Annotated in this window: 20 protein-coding genes; 5 read left to right on the top strand and 15 right to left on the bottom strand. The window is 40.4% G+C overall.

The window, feature by feature from the left end:
- Positions 1-31: 31 nt before the first annotated feature.
- The 7 genes from AN390_RS00365 to queA form a co-directional block, all read right to left on the bottom strand.
- Entirely contained in the window at positions 32-841 is an 810-nt protein-coding gene (locus AN390_RS00365) for an ABC transporter substrate-binding protein (RefSeq protein WP_055252624.1), read from the bottom strand.
- Positions 842-857: 16 nt separating this feature from the next.
- The gene (locus AN390_RS00360; RefSeq protein ID WP_055252622.1) at positions 858-2,648 is read right to left on the bottom strand and encodes a bifunctional diguanylate cyclase/phosphodiesterase; all 1,791 of its coding nucleotides are present in this window, start codon (positions 2,646-2,648) and stop codon (positions 858-860) included.
- A 318-nt stretch (positions 2,649-2,966) separates the two neighbouring features.
- Positions 2,967-3,914 carry a protein translocase subunit SecF gene (gene secF / locus AN390_RS00355; protein WP_004587611.1) on the bottom strand — a complete coding sequence of 316 codons (948 nt, stop codon included), beginning with the start codon at positions 3,912-3,914 and terminating at the stop codon, positions 2,967-2,969.
- Between the two features lie 9 nt (positions 3,915-3,923).
- A complete protein-coding gene (gene secD / locus AN390_RS00350) occupies positions 3,924-5,783 on the bottom strand; it encodes a protein translocase subunit SecD (RefSeq protein WP_055252890.1) in 1,860 nt (619 codons plus the stop codon).
- A gap of 19 nt (positions 5,784-5,802) precedes the next feature.
- Entirely contained in the window at positions 5,803-6,138 is a 336-nt protein-coding gene (yajC, locus tag AN390_RS00345) for a preprotein translocase subunit YajC (RefSeq protein ID WP_004587613.1), read from the bottom strand.
- A 25-nt stretch (positions 6,139-6,163) separates the two neighbouring features.
- Positions 6,164-7,288, bottom strand: a complete 1,125-nt coding sequence (tgt, locus tag AN390_RS00340) for a tRNA guanosine(34) transglycosylase Tgt (RefSeq protein ID WP_004587614.1) — start codon at positions 7,286-7,288, stop codon at positions 6,164-6,166.
- A 175-nt stretch (positions 7,289-7,463) separates the two neighbouring features.
- Positions 7,464-8,495: a tRNA preQ1(34) S-adenosylmethionine ribosyltransferase-isomerase QueA gene (queA, locus tag AN390_RS00335; protein ID WP_004587615.1), complete on the bottom strand. Its 1,032-nt coding sequence runs from the start codon at positions 8,493-8,495 to the stop codon at positions 7,464-7,466.
- Between the two features lie 201 nt (positions 8,496-8,696).
- Here queA and AN390_RS00330 point away from each other — a divergent pair, with 201 nt between their 5' ends.
- Positions 8,697-11,249: an EAL domain-containing protein gene (locus AN390_RS00330; protein ID WP_055252620.1), complete on the top strand. Its 2,553-nt coding sequence runs from the start codon at positions 8,697-8,699 to the stop codon at positions 11,247-11,249.
- Between the two features lie 167 nt (positions 11,250-11,416).
- Complete coding sequence (locus AN390_RS19815; RefSeq protein ID WP_024031438.1) at positions 11,417-11,629, top strand: hypothetical protein; 213 nt, start codon at positions 11,417-11,419, stop codon at positions 11,627-11,629.
- Between the two features lie 118 nt (positions 11,630-11,747).
- Here AN390_RS19815 and AN390_RS00320 read toward each other — a convergent pair whose 3' ends face one another.
- The 7 genes from AN390_RS00320 to AN390_RS00290 form a co-directional block, all read right to left on the bottom strand.
- Positions 11,748-12,668: a hydrogen peroxide-inducible genes activator gene (locus AN390_RS00320; RefSeq protein WP_004587618.1), complete on the bottom strand. Its 921-nt coding sequence runs from the start codon at positions 12,666-12,668 to the stop codon at positions 11,748-11,750.
- 82 nt (positions 12,669-12,750) lie between these two features.
- Positions 12,751-14,019 (bottom strand): inorganic phosphate transporter, encoded by a 1,269-nt coding sequence (locus tag AN390_RS00315; protein ID WP_024031439.1) that lies wholly within the window; start codon positions 14,017-14,019, stop codon positions 12,751-12,753.
- Positions 14,020-14,059: 40 nt separating this feature from the next.
- The gene (locus AN390_RS00310; protein ID WP_004587620.1) at positions 14,060-14,737 is read right to left on the bottom strand and encodes a TIGR00153 family protein; all 678 of its coding nucleotides are present in this window, start codon (positions 14,735-14,737) and stop codon (positions 14,060-14,062) included.
- A 150-nt stretch (positions 14,738-14,887) separates the two neighbouring features.
- On the bottom strand, positions 14,888-15,589 hold the full coding sequence (gene phoU / locus AN390_RS00305) for a phosphate signaling complex protein PhoU (protein WP_004587621.1): 702 nt from the start codon (positions 15,587-15,589) through the stop codon (positions 14,888-14,890).
- Positions 15,590-15,634: 45 nt separating this feature from the next.
- On the bottom strand, positions 15,635-16,462 hold the full coding sequence (gene pstB / locus AN390_RS00300) for a phosphate ABC transporter ATP-binding protein PstB (RefSeq protein WP_004587622.1): 828 nt from the start codon (positions 16,460-16,462) through the stop codon (positions 15,635-15,637).
- 26 nt (positions 16,463-16,488) lie between these two features.
- Positions 16,489-18,138, bottom strand: a complete 1,650-nt coding sequence (gene pstA, locus AN390_RS00295) for a phosphate ABC transporter permease PstA (RefSeq protein WP_055252618.1) — start codon at positions 18,136-18,138, stop codon at positions 16,489-16,491.
- Positions 18,139-18,153: 15 nt separating this feature from the next.
- Positions 18,154-20,388: an ABC transporter permease subunit gene (locus tag AN390_RS00290; protein ID WP_039972240.1), complete on the bottom strand. Its 2,235-nt coding sequence runs from the start codon at positions 20,386-20,388 to the stop codon at positions 18,154-18,156.
- A 657-nt stretch (positions 20,389-21,045) separates the two neighbouring features.
- On the opposite strand from AN390_RS00290, the gene AN390_RS00285 reads away from it, so the two are divergent.
- From AN390_RS00285 to ppx, 3 genes are all read left to right on the top strand, one after another.
- On the top strand, positions 21,046-21,552 hold the full coding sequence (locus AN390_RS00285; RefSeq protein WP_024031441.1) for a glycine cleavage system protein R: 507 nt from the start codon (positions 21,046-21,048) through the stop codon (positions 21,550-21,552).
- 177 nt (positions 21,553-21,729) lie between these two features.
- Entirely contained in the window at positions 21,730-23,817 is a 2,088-nt protein-coding gene (gene ppk1 / locus AN390_RS00280; RefSeq protein WP_055252616.1) for a polyphosphate kinase 1, read from the top strand.
- A complete protein-coding gene (gene ppx / locus AN390_RS00275; protein WP_055252614.1) occupies positions 23,810-25,297 on the top strand; it encodes an exopolyphosphatase in 1,488 nt (495 codons plus the stop codon). The genes ppk1 and ppx overlap by 8 nt, the downstream gene beginning before the upstream one ends.
- Before the next feature lie 193 nt (positions 25,298-25,490).
- Here ppx and AN390_RS00270 read toward each other — a convergent pair whose 3' ends face one another.
- Positions 25,491-25,946, bottom strand: coding sequence for a hypothetical protein (locus AN390_RS00270; protein WP_004587628.1), 456 nt, complete (start codon positions 25,944-25,946; stop codon positions 25,491-25,493).
- Between the last annotated feature and the right edge of the window lie 279 nt (positions 25,947-26,225).

Here is a 26,225-nt window from a genome sequence, read left to right as displayed (position 1 = left end):
TAAAAAAGGAGCCTATGGCTCCTTTTTTGTTTTAAAAGTAAGGGTTATCGAGCTTTAGCTCCGTGGTATAACCTTTTGTAAAAGGGAGTGAGTTTATGTCTTTTGCAAAATACTCATCAAATAACGCATCAAACTCTCCGCTGTTTTGCATGTTTTGCAACCCAAGCTTTATGGCTTGCGCTAAAGCTGGCTTACTACTTACAACAAAATAATAAATACCGGTGGGATAACTAATAAATAAATTAGGCACAATAACTAAGTTACTCTGCGCATTGGCAACAAGCTCAGAATTAACTTCGATAAATGAGCGAGGAAAGTAATCGATTCTGCCCCGGCTAGTAAGCGTAAACATAGCTTGATAGTTACTCAGCGGCCTTACATGTAAGCCGTTATAGGCCATTATTTTTGTATCTGGCCAATCATGCCCTTGCACTGCCGAGAGCTCACTTAATTGCGCCAAAGTGTTAATGCCTTTAAATTTTTCGACATTTTTTTTACTGGTTAATAAAACGCGCTTACCTATAAAGCCTTTAAATAGCGGGACTTTAACGGCTATTGCCCATGCCTCTCGTTCTGGGCTGCTCATGCTCCAATAAACATCTAGCTCTGTTTTATCTAGCTCAATCAGGTCACGCTGTTGCTGTAAGCTCAGTGGCTGCATTTTTATGTCTACAGGGTAATTAGCCCGCTCTAGGGCTCGTGTTAATAGCTCACTTAGGTATTCTTCACGGGCATTTTGCACACTTTGCTTTTGAGCAACATTAACAATCTCTACCCCTTGTACAAAAAAACTAACCGCAAATAAAGCAAACCCACCAACAACTACTTTTAATGGCAACATAATAATTACCTATTTTTTATACCACCTGTTTATTCTCTGGTGCTAAGCGCACTACGGCAGGCGCAGGCTTTCTGCGCTTACAAATAAACAAATAACTATGGCGATACCGCTTAGCCTCTTTTTTAGCATCTGTTGCAAGTGCTGCAACTTGATGGCTGTTTTTACATTCTTGTAAGTCGGGCTCCACAAGGCCAATTGATAACGTAAGTAAAGGTACAAATTGCTTTTCTCCCTCACGATTTGTAGCCCAGTAGCCTTTGCTCTTAATGTGCTCAGGCGTAAAAAAAGTGCGTGATTGCAGTTCAAACTGCTCAATTATGGCATTACAAATATACACAGCATCTGATTGGTCAAACACAACCATAAAGTCATCACCACCTATATGTCCTACAAAGTTAGCACTGTTTTCGCATGCTTGCACGGTTACATCTGCCAATAATTTAATCACACTATCGCCACTGGCATAACCGTATAAATCATTGAACTGCTTAAAGTGATTAAGATCTATATAGGCAAGCGAAAACGCACTTTGTGAGCGTAACCTTTGCTCTATTGCCTCATTAATCGCTACATTACCAGGGAGCATGGTGAGTGGGTTAGCATGCTGGGCGTGACGAATTTTTTCTTCTGTTATGTGCTTTAAAATATCACGCAAAGGGGCAAGCCCTAAGTAACGTTTATTACGGGTGATCACAATATGGCGGCGAATATCAAAGTCTTGCTCTGTAATTTGCTGACTCACGGTATCAAGAAGTTGGTTTTCATCCACCACTAAAGGTTGTTTATCCATAAAGTCGGTTACGGGGCACTTGTCGTAAAGTGCATGGCCATAGGGCGCTGCAAACACCTCTGTGAGCTGATCTTTATGTAGTAACCCAACCGGTTGGCCGGCTTTATTTAAAACCGCTAGGCTCATCACGGCTTTGTCTTTTTCGAATAGCTTGTGGGCGTCTTTACAACGGGTTTCGCTGTCTATTGCTTCTTGTGTAACAGCAAGCCAGCCAATCGCCATTGATTGATCAAACGTATTGCTTGGCTGTTTAAAGTTTAATGCTTGTAATTGCTCTGAGCTGTAATCAAGGCTTGGATTTGAGTTTGGTTTTTCCAGTAAAAAACCTTGTACGTTTGCTATTCCTAAGCTTTCAACATAGGCAAGCTCTTCCACTCTTTCTATGCCTTCGGCTATTACGGCGGTGTTTGTTGCTTTTGCTAGTACAGTAATCGATTTCAAAAACTCTTTTTTAACTTCGCTTTCATCGCAATGATCAATAAAGTAACGGTCGATTTTTACAAAATCGGGGCATAGTTCAGACCACTGTTTTAAGCCCGAGTAACCAGCACCTAAATCGTCAATGGCAATGGTAAAACCCAGCTCGCGGTAGTGTGCAATTGTTTTTAATAATAAAAAACCATCGTCGACCTTTTCTTGCTCTGTTACCTCAATCACCACGCGGTTTGCTGCTAAACCAAACTGCTCTATTAAATGCAGGGTTTCACCTTTTGGGTGGCAAGGGTCGAGTAAGGTTTTAGGGCTTACATTTAAAAATAACTTACCGTTTAGATTAAGCTTTACAAAGTTTTCAATTGCTTTTGAGCGGCATAATAGCTCAAGCTCTGAAATTAAAGCGTGCTCACTGGCCGCTTCAAACAGACGGTTAGGCATTTCCAAAGGGCTGTTTTTAGGCCCTCGACTTAGCGCTTCGTAACCTATAATTGTTTGATTAGCTATATCAAAAATAGGCTGAAATAACGTGGTTATTTCACCGTTACTTAAAATGTACTCTAGTACTTTGCGCTGCATCGTCACTGCAAAACCTGATTGTCGTTTAATAGGGGCATTAAAGTAGCAAGCCTGTATGACAATTTTATGGCATTAGCTGCTATTGACCTTTCAGGATTAAATTTGCTCAATTTAGGGGAGGTACAATCTAAGCACTAAGTTTACAGCCTAATATACTGTTAACTATTCATACGTTATTGTAATGGCTTAATTATATAACCGGCTCCAGGCTTTAAGTTCAGCCTAAAAAGCGTGTACGTTTAGTTTTAAAGGCAACCAAGCTCTATAAAAAAGCGCGCAATAAAAAACCGCTCAATTGAGCGGTTTTATTTAGCGTTAACTCTATCACGGCAATGCGTCTAGGTCTGCGCCTTCTTTTTCAATTACCTCTGGTATTAAATCTTCTTTACTTACGCCCATGGTAATAGCTACCGAGCTTGCAACGTAAACTGAAGAATAAGTACCAATGAACACACCAAATAACAGGGCTGTAGCAAAGCCATGAATGGTTTGTCCGCCCCACACAAATAGCGCAATCAATACCAAAATAGTGGTGATTGACGTTACAAGTGTACGGTTAAGTGTTTGCGTTAACGACATGTCGATAATTTCGATAGTGTCGTCGATGCGTACTTTACGGAAGTTTTCACGAATACGGTCAGATACAACAATAGTATCGTTAAGTGAGTAACCAATTACCGCCAATATTGCCGCTAAAATAGTTAAGTCAAACTCTAACCCTAATACAGAAAACAAACCCACTGTAATAATTACATCGTGTAATAGTGCACCTACCGCGCCCACAGCAAAACGCCACTCAAAGCGAAATGCCACGTAAATCAAAATACAAATAAGCGCAGTTAACATGGCAAGGCCACCCTGCTCTTTTAAGTCTTCCCCTACGCTTGGGCCTACAAACTCAATGCGGCGCATTACTACGCTCTCATCAGCTTGCTTTAAGGCAGTAATAACTTGGTTACCAATAACTTCGGCTTTTACTTCACTGCCACGCGGCGCTAAACGAACCAAAATATCTTGGCTAGAACCAAACAGCTGCACTGAAGCATCGGCAAACCCGTTTTCAGCTAATACTGAGCGTACTTTTTTCAAATCTGCAGGTTGCGAAAAACCAACCTCTACAGCGGTACCGCCAGTAAAATCTAAACCAAAGTTTAAACCTTTGATAAAAATTGAGGCAAACGACGCTAAAATTAATAGCGTAGAAAAACCCATTGCCACTTTACGAAGTGACATGAAACGTAGGGTTTTACCACCCAAACTTAAAATTTGCATGTCCGCTCCTTAAATTGAAAGTTTATCAATGCGCTTACCACCAATAAATAAGTTAATTACCGCACGGGTACCAACTATGGCTGTAAACATTGAAGTTAAAATACCAATTGCCAGTGTTACGGCAAAACCTGCAATAGGGCCAGTGCCCACTGCAAATAAAATAACCGCAGCAATTAAAGTGGTAATATTGGCATCAAAAATAGTACTAAAGGCGCTATCGTAACCAAAATGAACGGCTTGTTGAGGGCTGCGGCCATCGGCCAGCTCTTCACGAATACGCTCAAAAATAAGTACGTTAGCATCAACCGCCATACCCACTGTTAATACAATACCGGCAATACCTGGCAGCGTTAATGTGGCTCCTGGAATTAACGACATTACACCTACAATAAGCACTAAGTTAGCTGCTAGTGCAATGTTGGCAACTAAACCAAACCCTTTGTAGTAAATAAGCATAAAGGCAAGTACAAACGCAAAGCCAAGGGCTACCGCTGTCATACCGGCTTCAATGTTTTCTTGACCTAGGCTTGGGCCTACTGTGCGCTCTTCAACAATTTGAATTGGCGCTACTAATGCACCGGCGCGTAATAGTAAGCTTAAGTTGTGGGCTTCGGCTGGGTTATCAATACCTGTAATACGGAATGAGCGGTCAAGACGAGCCTGAATAGTCGCAACGTTAATAACCTCTTCTACCTTAATAGGTGGAAGTGCTTTACCGTCAGCATCTTTTTTACCCGATGGCTTGTATTCTATAAATACCGTTGCCATGCGCTTACCAATAGCACGCTTGGTAAAGGCATTCATTTTTGCCCCGCCTTTGCTATCTAAGGTAATGCTTACTTGTGGGCGCTGGTATTCGTCGTTTCCTGATTGCGCACCAGTGATATGGCTACCTTCAAGAATGACACGTTTTTTAAGTACCACAGGGTAGCCATCACGGCTCATGATCATTTCTGTGCCCGCAGGAATACGCCCTTGAGCAGCTGCACTTGGGTCTGCGTTTTCGTCTACTTCACGAAATTCAAGCGTGGCCGTTGCACCTAAAATTTCTTTAGCGCGTGCTGTATCTTGTACACCTGGTAGTTGCACAATAATGCGCTCAGCACCTTGGCGCTGTACGTTAGGCTCTGCAACACCAATTTGGTTAATACGATTACGAATAATGGTTTCGTTTTGCTTAATAGCGTAGTCACGTATTTCTTTAAGCTTTTGCTCACTCATAGTAGCAAAAAATGCGCGATCGTTACTGCTATCATCAATGTATACGTTTAGTGGGTAGCGTGATGCTAAGAAGCGTTCAGCCGCCTCTTTATCTTCTTCGGTACGCATTTCTACACGCATACGTTCAGAGCCCGCTACGCGGCGAACACTACGGTAACGAAGTTTTTCTTCGCGTAGGTCGCGACGAAAATCTTGTTCCATTTGCTCTAGCTGATTATCTACCGCGGTTGCCATGTCGATTTCCATGGTGAAGTGAACACCACCACTTAAATCAAGACCTAGCTTCATAGGGTTGCCACCCAATGATTTTAACCATGCAGGTTGCGCAGGTGCCATATTAATGGCAGAGATATAATCGTCGCTAAGAGAATTACGCAGTAAGTCTTGCGCTTTTAGCTGTTCTTCAACATTTTTAAAACGTACTAATACTTGGCCGCCTTCAAGCACGGTAGACTTAGCTGTTACATTATGTTGTTTGAGGGTTGCGTTTACTTTGTCTACTACACTGAGATCGACATCTGCGCCTTTTGCCCCCGAAACCTGTATGGCCGGATCGCGGCCATACAGGTTTGGAGAAGCATATAAAAGGCCAATGGCTACCACAGCTAAAACAAGTAAATACTTCCAGATTGGAAACTTGTTTAACACAGGCATGTCCTTTTTATTTTTATAGTGACTTCATTGTGCCTTTAGGCAATACAGCAGATACTGCCGATTTTTGTACTGTTACTTCAGCTTGCTCATTTAAAGAAATCACGATGAAATCTTTATCTTCAGTAATTTTAACAATTTTACCTACTAAACCGCCTTGGGTAAGTACTTCATCACCTTTAGCCATCGCGCTCATAAGGCTTTTATGCTCTTTAACACGCTTAGCTTGTGGGCGGTAAATTAAAAAGTAAAAAACTAAACCGAAAATAGCTAACATAATTAGCATTTCCCAGCCACCACTTGCAGCAGGTTGACCAGCAGCGGCGTGTGCGTTTGAAATAAATAAACTCATAATACTTCCTCTATATTTTTAAATTTTAATTTATATCTGCAAGCTCTGGCACGTCTTGGCCACGGCGAGCATAAAAATCACTAACAAATTCTTCTAGTTTACCTTCGCTAATTGCATTGCGTAGGCCTTCCATAACACGCTGATAGTAACGTAAGTTATGGATTGTGTTTAGTCGTGCGCCTAAAATTTCGTTACATTTATCAAGGTGATGCAAATAAGCACGCGAATAATTTTTACAGGTATGACAATCACACTCAGGATCAAGTGGGCCAGTGTCTGTTTTATGTACTGCGTTACGAATTTTAATTGTACCTGTGGTAATAAATAAATGACCATTACGTGCATTACGGGTAGGCATTACACAGTCAAACATATCAATACCACGGCGTACAGACTCAACTAAGTCTTCAGGTTTACCTACACCCATCAAGTAGCGCGGTTTGTCTTCTGGCATTTTGTACGCACAATGATCAAGAATATTCATCATTTCGTTTTTAGGCTCACCAACCGATAGGCCGCCTAATGCGTAACCATCAAAGCCAATTTCTTCTAGACCTTTTTGTGATTGTGCACGTAACTCTGGGTACATACCACCTTGAATAATACCAAATAAGGCTGATGGGTTATCGCCGTGGCCTTCTTTAGAGCGCTTAGCCCAACGAAGCGATAACTCCATTGAGTCTTTTGCTTCTTTTTCGGTGGCAGGGTATGGCGTACATTCGTCAAAAATCATTACGATGTCTGAGCCTAAATCACGCTGTACTTCCATTGATTTTTCAGGCGACATCATAATTTGGTCACCATTTACCGGCGATTGGAACAACACGCCTTCTTCGGTAATCTTACGCATAGCACCAAGGCTAAATACTTGGAAACCACCTGAGTCGGTTAAAATTGGAAAGTCCCAATTCATAAAGTCGTGTAAATCACCGTGTTGTTTAATGATTTCAGTACCTGGGCGTAGCATTAAATGAAAGGTGTTACCCAAACAAATTTGTGCCCCTGTGGCTTTAACTTCATCTGGGGTCATGCCCTTAACAGTACCGTAAGTACCTACTGGCATAAATGCAGGCGTTTCTATTACACCACGGTCAAAAATCAAGCGGCCGCGGCGCGCTTTTCCGTCGGTGCGGTCTAGTTCAAATTTCATATCATCCTCAATGTCGGAAAAACAGTCCAACAAGCTATAATTTAACCGCTCGATTCTACCCTTTTTGCCCCGTTATTACTATTAGCTGCGCTAAATTCACTGCGTATTAGCGCAGGCAAATAAAAACCCAGCGTGCGAGCTGGGCTTTTTAAAACGGTACCGGATAAAAACGTGCTTATTTACGTGTTAAAAACATCGCATCGCCGTAGCTAAAAAAGCGGTACTTTTGTTCTATAGCCGTGTTGTACGCGCCCATAATGTTATCTTGGCCGCTAAAGGCACTTACTAGCATTATGAGGGTTGATTCTGGCAAGTGAAAATTAGTCACCATGGCATCAACTACATTAAACTGATAACCTGGAAAAATAAAAATATCGGTATCGCCAAAATAGCTCTCTAATTTACCGCCGTGTACTTTTGCTGCCGACTCCAACGAGCGTACAGAAGTAGTTCCCACAGCTATAACACGCCCACCGTTAGCTTTTGTATTAGCAACAGCGTGAACCACCTCATCAGGTACTTCAATGTATTCAGAGTGCATTACATGCTCATCTACGCTTTCTACACGCACCGGCTGAAATGTACCTGCGCCAACATGTAGCGTAACAAACGCCATGTTTACGCCTTTTTGTTTTAGTGCCGCCATTAACTTATCGTCAAAATGCAGCCCTGCTGTAGGCGCTGCTACTGCACCGGGCTTTTCGCCATAAACGGTTTGATAACGCTCGCGGTCAGCTTCGGTGTCTGGGCGGTCAATGTAAGGAGGTAAAGGCATGTGGCCAATGTCGTTTAGAATATCGAGTACATTTTGGCTACGATCAAATTCAAGCTCAAATAACGTATCGTGACGCGCAATCATTGTCGCTTTGGCTTTGCCTTCTAAAATAACTTCGTTACCAGGCTTTAATGACTTACTTGCTCTTACATGGGCAAGTACGCGGTGTTCATCAACTACACGCTCTACAAGTACTTCGACCTTACCTCCAGAGGCTTTTTGGCCAAACATACGAGCAGGAATAACGCGGGTATTATTAAATACTAATAAGTCACCTTCGTTTACTAAATCAAGTAGGTCGCTAAACACTTTGTGTTCAACATTGCCAGTTGGGCCATCTAGGGTTAGTAAACGGCTGCTGGTTCTGTCTTGTTTAGGAAAACGAGCAATTAATTCATCAGGTAAGTCAAAGCTAAAGTCAGCCACGCGCATAGTCGGTATTCCACATCATTAAAATCGCGCCAAGTGTATATCTATCCTCGGCTAAGCTCAAGATATCTACCACAGTTGAGAGGATTCGCCCTATTTTAGATACATTTGAGTAACTACTTTAAATAATCTTGTTCTTATTGGTAAATATCATTATTCTTACTGTCCTTAATAATGATGGTTTAGTTTTGGGGTTATAAAAAAGTGGCAGATAAGCTGAAGTTGCTCATTCTAAACGCAAGTAGCGAAGAACGCCGCACTATACGCGCCACTTTAGAGTACTTAAACGTATTTGAATTTATTGAAGCCGCAGATAGCCTAGATGCACTCACCCTGTTAAAAAAGCAGCCAGTAAACATGATTATTACGGGCTTAAGCGTGGGGAAAATAGATGGCTGGCGTTTTTCTCGCATGATCCGCTCAGGCTTACTTAAAACCCCAAAAAACACCCCAATTTTACTTATTCCCCCTATTTACTGTGAGCGTATAGCAGAAACCACCGCTCGTAGTTATGGCATAGATGCCGTACTGCCCTTTGAGCACCAAGATATGCTGCCGCAGGTGCTGGCTAATGTTCTGTCTACGCATTTAGAAAAAAGCAGCCGCCTTAATTTACTCTTGCTTGAACCAATAGCGCAAAAAGCCGATGAAATAGCGGAGCAACTTAAGCTCAATTTTGCCATTACCCATGTCACCTCAAGCCAAAGTGCTTTAAACGCTTACAACCAACAACAATTTGCCATTGTACTGCTTGATGCAACCGCGTCGCGCGCAGATACTTCAAGTGTTTTAGTTGAAGAAATACTGCAACATAACCCTAAACAAGCCATTGTAACTATTATTGATAATAACGATGCCGACTATGCAGAGCAGCTGCTGCTATCCGGCGTTACCGACTTTATAAGAGCACCATATGACCCGTCGTTTTTAAATAAAGTATGTGACCATGCTGCGCGCCGTGAAGACTTTATGGTTAGTTATGCTGAGTTTGCCCAAAAGGTTGAACAGTTAAGTATTAGCGAAGTACGCTACAAAGAGCTTTTTTCAGCGCACCAACGCATTTTGCTGCATTTAAATACGGTGGTTTTAGAGCTCGACCAACAAGGTAAAATTCGCTTTATCAATCCTGCTTGGGAAACACTAAGTGGCTTTGGGGTTAAATCGTCTTTGCAAAAATCATTAATCGATTATTGCTCTGATGAGTGCCAAGTAAAACTAAATACGACCATTAACGATATTCTTAATGGCGGCATGCACCAGCAGCAAGTCGAGATTCAACTTAATCATAAAAATGGCAATCAGATTTGGGTGGAATGCCGCTTACAGCTAATAAAAAACAGCCGTAATAATGCCACCATTACTGCCACAATCGACAACATACACGAGCGTAAACAAGCTGAATTAAAGCTGCGCCACTTAGCCCTGCACGATACGCTAACAGGTTTACATAATCGTTATTATTTTGATCAACAACTCAATAAAATATGCCAAACCAAGCACACCTATGGTGATGTAGAGCACGCGCTTATTTACATCGATTTAGATCATTTTAAAATAATTAACGACAGCAAAGGCCACCAACAAGGCGACATTGTACTAAAAGATGTAGCTCAATTATTTGAAGCAAACATTAGCGCTAAGCATTTAGTGTGTAGAATAGGCGGTGACGAATTTGCTGTTATTTTAAAAAATACGCAGCTGCTTGACGCTCACCTAATTGCAGAAAGTATTTGTAGCGCGATTGAACAGCACGAGTTTAAATCTGAAGACCAAGTGTATTCAATTAGCTGCTCTATTGGCTTAACGCAAATAACGGCTAAAAATTGCGACCCGAGTGAGTGCCTCAAGCAAGCCGATATAGCCTTATATATTGCTAAAAGTTTAGGCCGTAACCTAGTGCACTGCTACTCAAAAGAAGATGCGCAAAATAACACCTTGCAAACCGGGCTTGAGTGGGGGCATGAGATTCGACAAGCACTTCAGCAAGATAACGTAGAGCTGCACTATCAGCCAATATGGGACTTTAAAGCCAATAAAGTGGCTTATTTTGAAGCGTTACTGCGTTTAAAAGTAGACGATAAACTTATTTTCCCTAATCAATTTATTCCCTCTCTTGAGCTGCTAAACGACACCTTTTTAATGGACCAATGTGTTATTCGCAATGCCATTGCGAGCGTGGCTGAACACCCAGATTTAAACCAAGTGGCTATTAACCTTTCTGCTCAGTCGTTTTTAGATGAGCGCTTAGTGCCACATATAGAATCGAGCCTAGAAAAATACCACGTACCGCCTTCGCGTATTATTTTTGAAATTACCGAGTCAGCCTCAGTTAACAATTTAAAAGCCACCCGCAAAATGATAGAAAAGCTAAACAGTTTAGGCTGTCATTTTTCTATTGATGATTTTGGTACAGGCTTTAGTACATTTAACTATTTAAAACAGTTACCTGCACAGCATGTAAAAATAGATGGCTCGTTTGTACGCGACATGATTAACGACCCCATTGACTTAGCACTGGTTAAGGCCATTAACGATATAAGCCGCTCCCTTGATAAGCGCTCTGTGGCAGAATACGTAGAAAGCGAAGAGATATTTTTTGCACTAAAAGAGATTGGTGTTGACTACGGACAAGGCTATTTTATTGCCCGTCCTGTGCCTGTAGAAAAAGTACAATCGACGCTTAAAATTATTTACCAGAAGAAACCTTTTATCCAACAACACACTAGCGCCCAGCTAAACATTTTTAAACAGTTTTAAGCATTTTATTACTATCATTATTGCACTTATTGCCTATACTTTACGTACCACTTAGCAAATGTCTTGTTATTTTGATAATTTAACAATAAAAACATGACATTACCTATAAGCATACATGACTAGCAATTACATAGAGGTTAAAGCTTGTCAGGTTTAAGGAGGAAGGTATGGCGCAGTTGATTATTTTACTTCTCGTAATACATTGTGTAATTGCGTATCAGTGCTATCGGTACGCGCAGCTAAAGGGCTACCCAGTAGGCGTATTTGCTACTTTAGGCCTACTCCCTTATTTTAATGTAGTGGTTTGGATTTACTTGCTTTTCCTACCCGAACTCGAACCCTTTGAAAGCCAAACACATAGCAAACAGCAGCCCTTGTAGGCTGCTGTTTTGTTTATGCTACGCTGGTGCTTAATAGTGGCCAATAACCACACTGCACAAACCTTGTTTACCAAAAGCAACATATTACTGCTGCACTTTAACCTTAAGGTAAATAGGCTTAACTCTCAAAGTCTAAACTACATTGGCGAGCCAAAAACACTTCTAGCTGCTGGCTGAATAACTTAAAGTCGCGAATTCTTCCTGTGGTTTTACGCCACAGTATGCCTATATCTCTGTAGGCATCGCCTTGCGATGGGGTTGCTATCATGTTTTTATCTTTAAGAATGCCCGCATTAATCGCCATTTGCGGTAAAAATGTAACCCCTAACTGATGCTCTACCATGCTTAATAAGGTATGTAAGCTTGCAGCTTCAAAAGGGTTAATACAGCTTGAGCGGTTTAGATGACACGCACTCAATGCATGCCCCGTCATACAATGCTCTCGCTCTAATAAAAACACACTAGCATCGGGTAGCAAGTTAAAGTCTTCAACGCCTTTAGCAGGGCTGTAATCTTTATGGTGCACTAAACTAAAGTGATCTTTAGCCAATACTTGAGTATGAAACTTCTCCGTTTGGTACGGTAAGGCTAATAAGGCTAAATCAATATGGCCGTGTTCAAGCTTATCTAATAACTTGTCGCTGGTATCTTCAACAAGTACCAACTCTAAATCACAAAAGGTTTGCTTACAAAAGTGATACAAAGGCGCCGCTATGAAGCTGGCGATAGTGGGTATAACCCCTACCACTAACTTACCACTGAGTGGCGTTAAAAAGCTTTTGGTTAGCTCTTTTAAACTAATTGTATCATTAATAATTTTACGAGAGCGCTCCACGACCTCTTCACCAATACTGGTAAACATAAGGCTGCGATTTTCTCGCTCAATTAGCTGACAACCGAGTGTTTCTTCAAGGTTTTGAATTGCACTGCTTAAAGTAGATTGCCCAATAAAGCACGCACTTGCTGCACGGCCAAAATGCTGGTGCTGATGTACAGCTAATAAATACTGTAGCTGTTTAATACTTGGTAGGTTGGTCATTTTTTCTTTCCACAAATAAAAAGACCCCAACACCTAGGGCGTTGAGATCTTTTCAAGCTAAAAGTCTTTGAGTACTTTTTTGTTAAACCCCAAACGCGGTTCTTAGTACGTAGAAAATAACAATAGCAAGGGCAGCGCCAACTGGCAATGTAATTACCCAAGAAACTACAATGTTTCTGATAACACCCATGTTAAGTGCAGCAATACCACGTGCCATACCTACACCTAATACCGCACCAACTAAGGTTTGTGTAGTAGAAATTGGCATACCTGTACCTGATGCAATAACAACGGTAGACGCAGCAGCTAATTCGGCAGCAAAACCACGGCTAGGCGTTAAGTGAGTAATACCTTCACCTATCGTTTTAATTACCTTTTTACCTAAAATAGCAAGACCGGCAACAATACCAAAACCACCTAGTGGTAAAATCCACCAAGCAATAGCCGCTTTTTTAGCGATTTCACCGTTGCTTTCAACAATGTTCACAACCGCAGCAAGTGGACCAATTGCATTCGCTACATCGTTTGAGCCATGCGCAAACGCCATACAACACGCTGTTAATACCATTAATACCGCAAATACTTTTTCTACGTTATTAAATTGCATTTGTTTATCGGCTTTAGGGTCGATATTTAAACGTGAAATCGCAATTTTACCAATAATAGCCACAATCACTGCAATCGCTATTGCAATTAAATAGCCTTCAGTAGCGCCTAGGTTAATACCTATATGCTTTAAGCCTTTTTTGATTGTTACTAGCGCCATAATAAAGCCCGCTAAACCCATGTACAAAGGTACAAAGCGTTTTGCGTTTTTAAGTGGTGCATCAGTATCAAAAATCAGCTTTTGCGCACTCATAAAGATTAAGTAAGCAATAAAGCCCGAAATAGCAGGTGTAATAATCCAGCTACCTACAATACCACCTACTTTATTCCATTGAATAGCCTCTGTACCCACTGCAACTAATGCAAAACCAATGATTGCACCAATAATTGAGTGAGTTGTTGAAACAGGCCAACCTAAAAATGAGGCAATTAATAGCCAAGTACCTGCTGCAAAAAGTGCAGAGATCATACCTAAAACCATTAAATCAGGGAGAGCAGCAAAAGGCGCAGCATCAATAATACCTTTACGGATTGTTGATGTAACCTCACCACCTGCTAAGTAAGCACCAGCAAATTCAAAAATCATAGCAATAATAATTGCTTGTTTAATTGTTAACGCTTTTGAACCTACCGAAGTACCCATCGCATTAGCAACGTCGTTCGCGCCAATACCATAAGCCATAAAAAAGCCGACTGCTGCGGCAATTAAAACTAATACCGTGCCGTAAGATGCAATGATATCCATTGTGTAACCTTAATCTTTCGTTTGAACTGATTTTTATAAATTAACGAGCTAGCATCAGCTCAAGACGTGATCCTACGCGCTCTGCAATATCTGCAAGTTCGCCAACCCATTCAATTATTTTGTATAAAAACATAACATCAATTGGGTTTAGCTCGCTTTCTACATCGCGTAGTTGGCGGCGTACTTTAATTTGCATTTCATCCGTGTCTTGTTCTATGGCATCCAATTCTACGAGCATTTTTTCTACTAAAGTCACCTCGCGACCTTTAAAGCCCGTTTCTAACAATTCTTCTAACTCATTAATTGCTTTTGATGCTTGTTTAGTCGCATCAACACAGCGTGTTAGATAAGCTAAAAAGTCTGCTTGCATAGCACTAGGAATTGTCATTTCACGGCCAATTACGCGCCCTGCAATGTCTTTAGCCTTATTTGCTATTTTATCTTGTTGAGTTACGAGTTCGAGCAGATCTGTACGCTCTACCGGCATGAATAAACCACGCGGTAATTGTAAGCGTATATCTCTTTTCATATCATCAGCTTCACGCTCTAAATTACGAATAGTTAAGCGAAGCTCTTCTGCTTGCTGCCACTCTTCTTTAAATACGTGATTAAAAAAAGGTATCAAGGCTTTACTTGCTTGATGAACCTTCTTGATGTGTTCTTCCATTGGTTTGATAGGAGATTTTGCAAATACTCCTAAAAACGCGTTTGTAGGCATAACTGACCCTTTAATCAAATTGATATGCTTTGCAGCATGAATTTTACAGTATTAGCCGCGATTGTGAACGCTTTTTATTATTTCATCATGGCTAACAATGCATAAAGCGGCACTAAGCCGCTTTAATAAAAAAGAATGATAGATAAAAACCTACAACGATTTTTCTATATCTTCTTGAGATGTATGACGAATATCTTTGCCGTTAACAAAATAAATAATGTATTCCGCAATATTTTGGCAACGGTCGCCAATACGCTCTAATGAACGTACAGACCATACTAAATCCATAATTTTAGGAATTGAGCGTGGATCTTCCATCATGTAAGTCATAATTTGACGCGTGATTGCTTCATATTCACGGTCAACTTTTGCATCTTCTTTATGTACTTCAAAGGCGCGTTGTACATCCATGCGCGCAAATGCATCAAGTACATCGTGTAGCATTTTTAAAACTTGGCGACCCATGTTTTCAATATTCACTAATAAATCTTGCTGATCTTTAGTAAATGAATCAAGTGCCACTTTAGCAATGCGCTCTGCTTCATCGCCAATGCGTTCTAAATCGGCAATCGTTTTTGCAATGGCTATTACTAAGCGTAAATCGCTCGCTGCAGGCTGACGACGCGCAATGATGCGCGTACATTCATCATCAATGCTAACTTCCATCGCATTTACTTTGTAATCGTTCTGGCGTACTTTTTGTGCCAGTTCAGCATCATTACGACTTACTGCATCTAATGCACTGCTTAGCTGCTGCTCAACTAGGCCACCCATGTTAAGTACATGGTTACGAACATTTTCTAGCTCTTGGTTAAAGCGCCCAGAAATATGCTTATTTATATTATGTTCCATAATTACCTTCTCTTAAATTCGTTTACAACACTAAAACGTATACGACTAGCCGTAACGGCCTGTAATGTAGTCTTCCGTTTTCTTTTTGCTTGGCGTTGTAAATAAGGTATTTGTGTCTGAGTATTCAATCAACTCGCCCATGTACATAAAGGCCGTTTGATCAGATACACGCGCTGCTTGTTGCATGTTATGTGTCACAATAACAACGGTAAACTTGTTCTTTAAATCGTTAATTAGCTCTTCAATAACCAAAGTAGAAATTGGGTCAAGTGCCGATGTTGGTTCATCAAGTAATAGTACTTCAGGTTCAATCGCAATTGAACGGGCAATAACTAAACGCTGTTGCTGACCACCTGATAGGCCAAATGCACTATCGTGTAATCTGTCTTTTACTTCATCCCATAAAGCCGCACCGCGAAGTGATTGTTCTACCACTTCATCTAGCTTACGCTTTTCTTTAATACCTTGTAAGCGTAGGCCATAAACCACATTTTCATAAATTGATTTAGGAAATGGGTTAGGACGCTGAAACACCATACCCACGTTACGACGAAGCGCGGCTACATCTACACTTTTATCGTAAATATTTTGGCCGTGAAGCAATATTTCACCTTCAATACGACACACATCAACTAAATCGTTCATGCGGTTAATACAACGCAATAGCGTTGATTTACCACAACCAGATGGACCGATAAACGCCGTAACTTGGCCTTTCGGGATATTCATATTTACTTTGCTAAGCGCTTGCTTTTCACCATAGTAAAGATCAAGGTCCTTAATCTCTAACGCTTTTTGGTCATCAGTTAAGTTTTCTAAGTCTAACTTCAAGCTTTTGTTAGCTTGGTTTACTTGTGGAGCGACTGTAATCATGTTTGTTACCTATAATTCTTTACTAATTAGTGTTCAAGCGATCTGAATTTTTCACGTAAATGGTTACGTATGCCTATCGCTGTTATGTTGAGGGTAATAATCACCGACACTAATAAGAAGGCCGTTGCGTATACCAGCGGGCGTGCCGCTTCAACATTCGGACTTTGAAAGCCCACATCATAAATATGAAAGCCTAAGTGCATGAACTTTCTATCTAAGTGAAAATAAGGGAAGTTGCCATCAAGTGGTAACGTAGGGGCCATTTTTACCACACCTACGAGCATTAACGGCGCAACTTCACCGGCCGCTCGAGCAACAGCAAGTATTAAACCTGTCATAATTGCTGGGCTTGCCATAGGAATAATAATACGCCATAAGGTTTCAACTTTGGTTGCACCAAGCGCTAATGAACCATCACGCACTGTACTAGGAATACGCGATAAACCTTCCTCGGTTGATACAATAACAACCGGTAATGTAAGAATAGCTAATGTAAGCGCAGACCACATAACACCCGGCGTGCCAAATACTGGCGTAGGCGCAGCTTCTGGGTAAAACAGTTGGTCAAGGCTACCACCTAACATGTAAACAAAAAAGCCTAAGCCAAATACACCGTAAACAATAGACGGTACACCGGCAAGGTTAATTACCGCAATACGAATCATCTTAGTTACTGCATTTTTAGCTGCGTATTCATGTAAGTAAATTGCAGCAACAACACCAAATGGGGTCACAATAACGGCCATCAGCATAACCATAAATACTGTACCAAATATAGCAGGGAATACGCCGCCTTCGGTGTTTGCTTCACGTGGGTCGTCTGATACAAACTTACTCAGTTGCACAAAGTAATGACCTAATTTTGAGAAAAAGCCCATGTCGTTAGGCAACCAAACATCAAGCACTTGATACAGTGGAATGGTGACTACTTCACCACGCATGTCCTTAACTAAAACTTGGTCACGTTTGGCTTTTTTACGCAGTGCAAATAACTCTTTTTCAAGTACTGCGTATTCGTTACGTAACTCGGCACGGGCTTGAGCAAGCTCAGCAACACGCTCATCGGTTAGTTCATCATCAAGTAGGTACGCTTTTTCTTGTAAGCGAAGACGCTCTAATTCGTAGTTGATATGACCAATGTCACCATTTTGTAAATCAAGCGCTTCGTCGTTTAAATCAACCGCACGCTCTACTAGCTCATGTAAGGTTTCGATTTTATCGCCAGTAACCGGCTTTCCATCTTTAATTACACCTTCTATGTAGCCATAAAAGTTACCGTTTTTACTGCGCTCAAATACAGCAAGCGTAGCCGGTGTACTTTGCTCAGTAATATCGGTTTCTAATATCCAACGAAAATCTAAATCTACATATTCGCGGTTACCTGTTTTTATAAGTAAACGCTCAACTTCGTCTTTATTAAAATCTGATACATCAATACCTGTTGCAGCTAAACGCGCTGTAGGCACAAGTTCTCGGTCGTAAACTTCACCAATTATGGTTTGTTTTGAAATAGACCCTTCTAGCTCAAATTGAACTACCTCTGATGGCCAGAAAAAGCTTAATCCCTTCCAAGCTATCATTGCTAATAAACCGAGAACTGAAATTAAGCTGATGCTTACCGCACCACCTGTCATCCAAATCCAAGGAGAACCAGACTTAAACCACTGCTTTACCATGTCGTGTCTCTCCACTTACATTGAGCTGTATTTTTCACGCAGTTGCTGACGAACAAACTCAGCCACTGTGTTGAAAATAAAGGTGAATATGAATAGTACAAATGCTGCTAAGAATAATATTCTATAGTGCGAGCTGCCTACTTCTGATTCAGGCATTTCTACCGCAATGTTTGCTGCAAGCGTACGCATACCTTGGAAAATACTCCAATCCATAATTGGCGTATTACCTGTTGCCATTAATACAATCATGGTTTCGCCTACTGCACGACCAAGTCCCATCATCACGGCAGAGAAAATACCTGGGCTTGCTGTAAGTAGTACAACACGTACTAGCGTTTGCCACTGCGTAGCACCAAGTGCTAGTGAGCCATTTGATAAGTGTTTAGGAACACTAAATACGGCATCTTCTGCAATCGAGAATATAGTAGGAATAACGGCAAAGCCCATCGCAATACCAACAACTAATGAATTACGTTGGTCAAACGTCATACCCAGCTCGTTAGTTAGGTACTGACGTACATTTCCGTCAAACATCCAAAGCTCTACTGTTTCGCTCATTGCAAACGATACCCAGCCTATAAATAATACAACCGGAATAAGTAAAATAGAGTGCGACCCTTCAGGGATTTTATGGCGAATACTCGCTGGTAACTTAGTCCAACCTAGTGCTGTTGCTAGCACACCTAACGGTAATAAAATCAATAAGCCGACAATAGCTGGTAGGTGCTCTTCTATAAGTGGCGCTAACCACAGGCCTGCTAAAAAGCCTAATATTACAGTTGGGAGGGCTTCCATAATTTCTACCGTTGGCTTTACCACTTTACGCAGCTCGCTCGACATAAAGTAAGCGGTGTAAATAGCGGCAGAAAGCGCAATGGGTACTGCAAATAGCATGGCGTAAAGCGCTGCTTTCAACGTACCAAACGAAATAGGAACCAAAGAAAATTTAGACTCAAAGTCATCACTTGCTGATGTAGATTGCCAAATATAACCAGGCTCAGGGTAACCTTCGTACCACACTTCTTGCCAAAGTGCAGACCAGGTAACCTCTGGGTGCTCATTATGAATTTCTAATACGGTTAGTTGGTTATCGGCTAAAATAAGGGCGGCGTTTGAGCGCGGAGCTATAGCAAAGTTTTTAATCTCGCCATCACTTACTTTACCTTGCCAAAGTTTTGCCTCACTTGTGGTGTAATACACACCTAACTCACCGTTACTGCTCGTAGTAAAGAAAGTTCGACGATAAAACTCGGTAAAAATGTTCAGCTTGCTTTGTTTAGTTGTTTCAAACGAGCGAATTTTTTGATACTCACGGCCGCTGTCTGTATTTACTTCAAACCACTGCGATACTTCACCGTTATCGTTTGCAAGCATCAGTGAGTTAGCACCAGCAAGTAGCTGCGCAGACACTAAGTTAGCACTTTCTTCGTTAGCCGAAAGCAGCTGAATTTGCTCTACTTCGCTTGGGTAGCGTGTATCGTACACATAAATTTGATTTGCAGAACGTACAAATGTGCGAGTGGTGTCTGGCGAAATTAAAAGCTCATCAACACGGCCTTCAATATTAAGCTCAGTGCGCTCAACTACCCATTCTACTTCACCGGTAAACATGTTTTCTTCAGCAACAAAGCTGCTAAATAAAACGCGTTTGTCTTCGGTTAAAGCAACCACGGCTGTTTTATCTTCGTAATGACTAAATGCAAAACGCTTAATGGCAGCACCTTGCTCGTCAACTTCTAATGCCATTTTGCCAAGTGGGTAATCTAAACGTGGCGTTAGCTTTCTTTCGTTGTTAGGAAAAGTAACTAAAAACTTAGGTGCTACCAGCACCACTGAGCCATTTTCTAAACCAAACGCATAATGCCCCTGAAACGGCGCACTGTTTGCAAAGCTTGATGCATCACTAGGTAGCTCGGCGCTTAATGTTTTAAGCTTTTTACCAAAGCTGCCATCTTGCACACTATAAAAATCTACCTTTCCTTGCTGAGAGAGTAAAAAAGCAACCTCAGTTTGCTCCTCAACACCTAAGCCCACAATTTGTTCAGCATTAGCAACGTTAAAACTGTTACGCTTTTCTACTTTTGCTGATTCAAAAATTGGTTGTACTACATAAAGAAGGTAAAAGAATATTAATAACAATGCTATTAATACCATTACTCCGCCTGCGGAAATACCCCACTTTGCAAACCGGTCTTTAAATAGACGGCTTCGATCCGTATTTAAAGTCGGCTTATTCGGATTGGAAGTCATCAAAACACCCTTTAATTCTGTCGTTGCGCAAATTATATTTCATCAAGATGACAGTAATGTTACAGATGTAATAAATACCCGCCTAAATGCTTTAAAATCAGTCCTTTTTTCTAATAACAGCGCTTGCTAAATTGTTACTCACTGATATGCCACAACATAAATCGATACAAAAAAGGGGAAATATTTAATATAAACGCACTAAATTAGTGCCTATTTAGCTATTTAATAACGCGTTTTACTGCCCTGCTGGAGATGACTAAATTTATGCTTTTATGGCGCATTAGTTGTTAACACTTTTATGCTTAAATAAAGTACATAGCGCTCAAAGCATTAAAAAAATAAATGTTATGGTTCATAAATGACACTTATTATCAAAAATGCTATAAAATTGTTAATAAATTCAGAGTGTATTTATGTTCTTGAAGGAACTAATTTGTGCTTTTATTGGACAAACAATTTAACGCAGACAATACTAAATCTATGTATAACGAAACCAGACCGCAGCGCTAAAGTTAAAAAAACTCAACGATAAAGACACAAATAAGTAATAATAAACAATTAGTTTTTATGCGTTTATATTACCCACTACAATGATAGAAACGTTGTAAACACTTAATGCCTACGCATTTACATTTTCAGGCTTAGAGAGAGCTATTTATGAAGCAGTTGGTAATCACCATTTTAGGGCAAGACCGGCCCGGATTAGTAGAAAGTATTTCATCGGTTATCTTGCAAAACAAGGGTAACTGGCTGAGCAGTAATTTAAGCCACTTACTAGGCCACTTTGCCGGTATTATTCAGGTAGAAGTAGCGCAAGAGCACTTTGAAGCATTGCAAAACGCATTAAATGCCTTACCTAAACTCGACGTGCGGATTGAAACTGGCAACACAGAAGTAGAGCCAAGTAGCAAAGAACAAATAAATTTTGTCATTACTGGCAATGACCGCCCGGGCATTGTGCAGGAGCTGGCAAGTGTAATACGCCACAAAGGCGCTAGCATTACTCACTTAAACTCAAGGCAACAAAGTGCGCCAAATTGGGGAGTGCCTATTTTTAGTGCCGTAGCGACTGTTACCTTACCCAGTGGTATGAATAAAGAAGAAGTTATTGATGCACTTGAATCGATTACCAGTGATTTAATTGTAGATATTGAAGAGGCATAGCCCAAACGCCGTTGACATAAAAATGACATGGTAGTCATTTTTATGTCATCTAACTGGCGTATGTTTGAGTAAAAAGGGCTGATTATTACTACTTTTTTCGCTTTTTACATTTAAACCTCATAAGCGCACGCACAGCCCCAAATTAAATTTGAAACATATCCTGATAACGGAATAGGTATGAATGTCCATATAGAGTCCCCTCAAACAACTGAATATTTTGCAAAAGAATTAAGCTGGCTGTCATTCAACGAGCGTGTACTACAAGAGGCTAAAGATAAAAATAATCCGATTATTGAGCGCATGCGTTTTTTGGGCATTTTCTCTAATAATTTAGATGAATTTTTTAGAGTACGTGTTGCTGATGTAAAGCGCCGAATTTTATTAAATAAACTCCCCGATGCTAATTTTGAAGAAGACGAAATACTGCTTAGTGAGATACAAAAAAAAGTACTCCAGTTAGGTAAAAAATTTAACCACATACATCAGCAGGTATTAACAGACTTAAACCATCATAACATTCATGTTAGTCGCCCTGATGAGCTCAGTGAGTTTCATTTAAACTGGTTAAAAAATTACTTTCATGATCACGTTCTGCAACATACCTCTCCTATTTTGCTAAACGAGAACAAAGACTTCTCTACCTATATAAACGACACCATGACCTACTTGTTTGTAGAAATGAGTGATGAAAAAAGTTATTACGCAATGCTTGAGGTACCCACCGACAGGGTTGATCGCTTTATAAACCTGCCTCCAGAAAAAACCCGCCGTCATAAAACTATTGTAATGCTTGATGATGTCATCACTTACTTTTTAAACGATGTATTTAGTAGCTTTTTTTCTTATAAAAGCATTGCCGGTTATGCAATAAAATTAACTCGCGATGCAGAGTACAACCTAGACGACGAGCTAGAGGCTGGCTTACTTGATAAAATGTCCAAAGGGTTAAAACAACGTATTTATGCTGAGCCAGTAAGGTTGGTTTACGATCAAGCCATGCCTGAAAACATGCTAAAAGTGATGAAAAAGCGCCTCGGTGTCACGCATCATGATGCGTTAATCCCCGGAGGGCGTTATCGTAATTTTAGAGACTTTATATCGTTTCCTAATGTAGGGCGCCAATATTTAGAAAACAAACCCCTCCCAGCATTGCAAAGTAGTGCGTTTAATAAACATGCCAGTGTATTTGACGCTATTAGCGAGCAAGATATTTTACTGTATTACCCCTATCATACTTTTAATCATGTGCTTGAATATGTGCGCCAAGCGGCCTTCGACCCTAAGGTTACGCAAATAAAGGTTAATATTTATCGTGTAGCGAGCAAATCTAGGCTGATTTCATCGTTAATTAATGCCGCACAAAACGGTAAATTAGTGACCGTTATGGTTGAGCTAAAAGCACGTTTTGACGAGCAGAATAATATTGAATGGGCAAAGGTGCTAAGCAGTGCAGGTATTAAAGTAATTTTTGGTATACCCGCACTAAAAGTGCACAGCAAATTATGTGTGGTGCACCGTAAAGAAAAAGGCCAAATAGTAAAATATGCTCATATTGGCACAGGTAATTTCCATGAAAAAACAGCCAAAATTTACACTGACTTTAGCCTATTTACTCGCCACACTGGTATTTGTGAAGAAAGCGACAGCGTATTTAGATTTATAGAAAGCAGTTATAAACCGTTCAAATTTGACTACTTAATGCTTTCGCCAATTAATGCCCGTGAAACGCTGCTTAATTTAATCAATAACGAAATTGACCATGTTAAAAACAACAAACCAGGCAAAATAACGGTAAAAATAAATAACCTCGTCGATAAAGAGCTGGTAGACAGGCTTTACCTAGCTGGTCAAATCGGCGTTAAAATTAGAATTATTGTACGTGGCATGTGCTCGCTCATCCCTGGCGTGCCTAAACTTAGCGATAATATTAAGGTAATTAGTATTGTTGATCGCTTTTTAGAGCATCCTCGCGTAATGGTATTTGGTAACAATGGCGATGAAAAAGTATTTATATCTTCAGCTGATTGGATGACACGTAACCTAGATCATCGTGTTGAAGTAGGCGTTCCTATTTTGGATGTTAAGTTAAAACGCCTTATAGTTGATATATTAGAGCTACAATTTAAAGACCGCACCAAAGCACGCATTATTGATAGCGAGCAAAAAAACGCTTATGTAAGAAGGGGTAACCGTAAAAAAATTCGCTCGCAGATAGCAATTTACGATTATCTAAAAAAATGGGAACACACTTATTATAATGAATGATCACCCTTCAATAGCCGCAGTTGATTTAGGCTCCAACAGCTTTCATTTAGTGGTTGCCCGAGAAGTAAACGGCACTTTGCAAATTTTGCACAAAGAAAAACAACGCGTTTATTTAGCCGATGGGCTAGATGATAAATTTCGCTTAAGCCAAGCTGCAATAGACCGCGCCCTCGTGGTACTAAAACAATTTGCAAAAACCTTACATGATTTCCCCGCAAGTAATGTAAAGGTAGCTGCCACTTACACTTTTAGGCGTGCTAAAAATATTAACGCCTTTTTAGCCCAAGCTAGCGCTGTGTTTCCTTTTCATATTGATGTAATCGCAGGTCAAGAAGAAGCACGCCTTATTTATCAGGGCGTTGCGCATTATGTTCATAATGAAGAAAACCGTTTAGTGATCGATATTGGCGGTGGCAGTACCGAGCTTATAATAGGTAAACATTTTAAGCATAAGCTTTTATCTAGCCGTAATATGGGCTGTGTTAGCTTTACAAAGCAGTTTTTTAACGATGGAAAAATAACGGCCAAACGCTTTAACAAAGCGCAAATAAGAGCCGAGCAAGAGCTTGAAGCCATTTTTTCTAATTATGTAAGCGAAAATTGGCAATCGGTAATTGGCACCTCGGGCACTATAAAGTCAATTTTAGCGATGATAAGCGCCACAAATCCGCAACAACCTAACATCACTTACGACGATTTACTCTCGTTAAAACAACAGTTTATTAGTGCTAAACATATTGATAACTTAGCTATTGCAGGGCTTACACCCGAGCGCCAACAAAGCATATGTGGTGGTTTAGCAATTTTAATTGCGATATTTACAGAGTTTGCCATTAAAGAGCTGACCTATAGCGATTTTTCGTTGCGCGAAGGGTTGCTGCACGAAATGCAGCAAAAGCTGGCCGATAAAGATATTCGCTCAAACACCATTAATAATTTAAGTGAGCGCTACACCGCTGATAAAGCGCATGCAGCGCGTGTTGCTGATACGGCTATTTGGCTCTATAAACAGTTAAAAAATGTATGGCATTTAGATAATAACGACGATATTGCTTTGTTAACGTGGGCAGCAAAATTACACGAAATTGGTTTATCAATTAACTCATCGGGGATTAACAAACACAGCGCTTATATAGTGGCGAATAGTCAATTACCCGGTTTTACGCAGCAAGAGCAACTTATTTTAAGCTCACTTATACGCTTTTATCGTAAAAAAATTAAACTGACTGAGCTGCCTGAGTTTTTAACTATTTCTCAAAAGCACGTGCTTAAACTGATTGTTATTTTACGCTTGGCCATTTTATTTAATCAAAAGCGCCAAGTGAGCTTAAAGCCGGATATGGAAATAAGCGCAAGCAACTTAGGGTTATTTATTAAGTTTAGTAACAGCTATTTGCAAGAGCATACATTGCTACAAGCAGACCTAGAGCAAGAGCAGCTCTATCTTAAAAAAGCAGGGATTCAGTTTGAGTGCGTTTAATTTTATAAGGCTATTAAAAGCCTGTGACATTGTTTGTTCTAACGTAAAGTAACTGCGGCGCGCGCTTTTTAAAGTGAGCTTGCTGCTTTACTTACGCCCCATGTAAAGCACACATAATAAAGCGCCCTCGGGTAAACCCAAGGGCGTTTGAAGCTTTACCTATAAACATAAAAGCCGAGTTATTTTATCAGGTTTACATATCCATATGGCGGTTTGAGCTTTGCATCATTTGCTTAACGCCTTGCTTTTCAAGCTCTAAAATTTGCTCGAGCTTTTCTTTACCGTTTTCTGTCTCAGCGCGCTCTAATAAGTACTCGTAAAGTTCGATTACTTTTTTGTGCTGCTCAGAGAGGTAGTTTTGAATCACCTTTTCATCAAATTCTTGGTCTTTGCTAATATCGTTAAACGTAATTAACTCGGGGTTGTCTGCAAAGTATTCGTAGCTGTAAGTATCTAAGGTGTTGATCTCTGTAATTGCTTTAAAGCCAACTAAGTCTTCAGCTAACTTTTTTTCATAATCTAAATAATAGTCCACTAGCATCGCGTTACGTTCATCAAGTAACTCCTTAACGCTGTAAAAATTTGCCGCCATTTGTGTGTGAAATAAAACGGTCCAATCGTACACTTCTTTAATTGTTTTAACTTGCATGTGCATTCCTTACTAAGTTGACTGTATAAGGTATAGGTAGCGTAAACCGTGCCAACATAAACTCAATTAAAAACAATGCATTAAAAATAAAAAAACAACAGCTAGGCGGGTTATTTGGTACAAGTTACAAAATACGGGTAATTTTTATAGGGCAATAAAACGGGTATTGCCCACAGTGTGCTATTAGAGCGTGCTGAAATAGGGGCAGCTATCAAGCTCACGAGGGTACAAACCGTACACCGCGATTTAACCGCCCCTACATTCAGCAATGTTTTAACT

This window comes from Pseudoalteromonas sp. P1-11 (assembly GCF_001399995.1).
GTDB lineage: Bacteria > Pseudomonadota > Gammaproteobacteria > Enterobacterales > Alteromonadaceae > Pseudoalteromonas > Pseudoalteromonas atlantica.
The sequence above is the reverse complement of the archived record's forward strand: the minus strand, read 5'-3'. Positions and strand labels throughout refer to the sequence as shown.

Coding starts and splice junctions, on each gene's coding strand:
- AN390_RS00270 (WP_004587628.1), bottom strand. CDS start 25,946: ATGCAAGTTAAAACAATTAAAGAAGTGTACGATTGGACCGTTTTATTT.
- AN390_RS00315 (WP_024031439.1), bottom strand. CDS start 14,019: ATGGATATCATTGCATCTTACGGCACGGTATTAGTTTTAATTGCCGCA.
- ppk1 (WP_055252616.1), top strand. CDS start 21,730: ATGAATGTCCATATAGAGTCCCCTCAAACAACTGAATATTTTGCAAAA.
- AN390_RS00320 (WP_004587618.1), bottom strand. CDS start 12,668: ATGACCAACCTACCAAGTATTAAACAGCTACAGTATTTATTAGCTGTA.
- tgt (WP_004587614.1), bottom strand. CDS start 7,288: ATGAAATTTGAACTAGACCGCACCGACGGAAAAGCGCGCCGCGGCCGC.
- pstB (WP_004587622.1), bottom strand. CDS start 16,462: ATGATTACAGTCGCTCCACAAGTAAACCAAGCTAACAAAAGCTTGAAG.
- AN390_RS00290 (WP_039972240.1), bottom strand. CDS start 20,388: ATGACTTCCAATCCGAATAAGCCGACTTTAAATACGGATCGAAGCCGT.
- yajC (WP_004587613.1), bottom strand. CDS start 6,138: ATGAGTTTATTTATTTCAAACGCACACGCCGCTGCTGGTCAACCTGCT.
- AN390_RS00310 (WP_004587620.1), bottom strand. CDS start 14,737: ATGCCTACAAACGCGTTTTTAGGAGTATTTGCAAAATCTCCTATCAAA.
- pstA (WP_055252618.1), bottom strand. CDS start 18,138: ATGGTAAAGCAGTGGTTTAAGTCTGGTTCTCCTTGGATTTGGATGACA.
- ppx (WP_055252614.1), top strand. CDS start 23,810: ATGAATGATCACCCTTCAATAGCCGCAGTTGATTTAGGCTCCAACAGC.
- queA (WP_004587615.1), bottom strand. CDS start 8,495: ATGCGCGTGGCTGACTTTAGCTTTGACTTACCTGATGAATTAATTGCT.
- AN390_RS00365 (WP_055252624.1), bottom strand. CDS start 841: ATGTTGCCATTAAAAGTAGTTGTTGGTGGGTTTGCTTTATTTGCGGTT.
- phoU (WP_004587621.1), bottom strand. CDS start 15,589: ATGGAACATAATATAAATAAGCATATTTCTGGGCGCTTTAACCAAGAG.
- secF (WP_004587611.1), bottom strand. CDS start 3,914: ATGCAAATTTTAAGTTTGGGTGGTAAAACCCTACGTTTCATGTCACTT.
- AN390_RS00285 (WP_024031441.1), top strand. CDS start 21,046: ATGAAGCAGTTGGTAATCACCATTTTAGGGCAAGACCGGCCCGGATTA.
- AN390_RS19815 (WP_024031438.1), top strand. CDS start 11,417: ATGGCGCAGTTGATTATTTTACTTCTCGTAATACATTGTGTAATTGCG.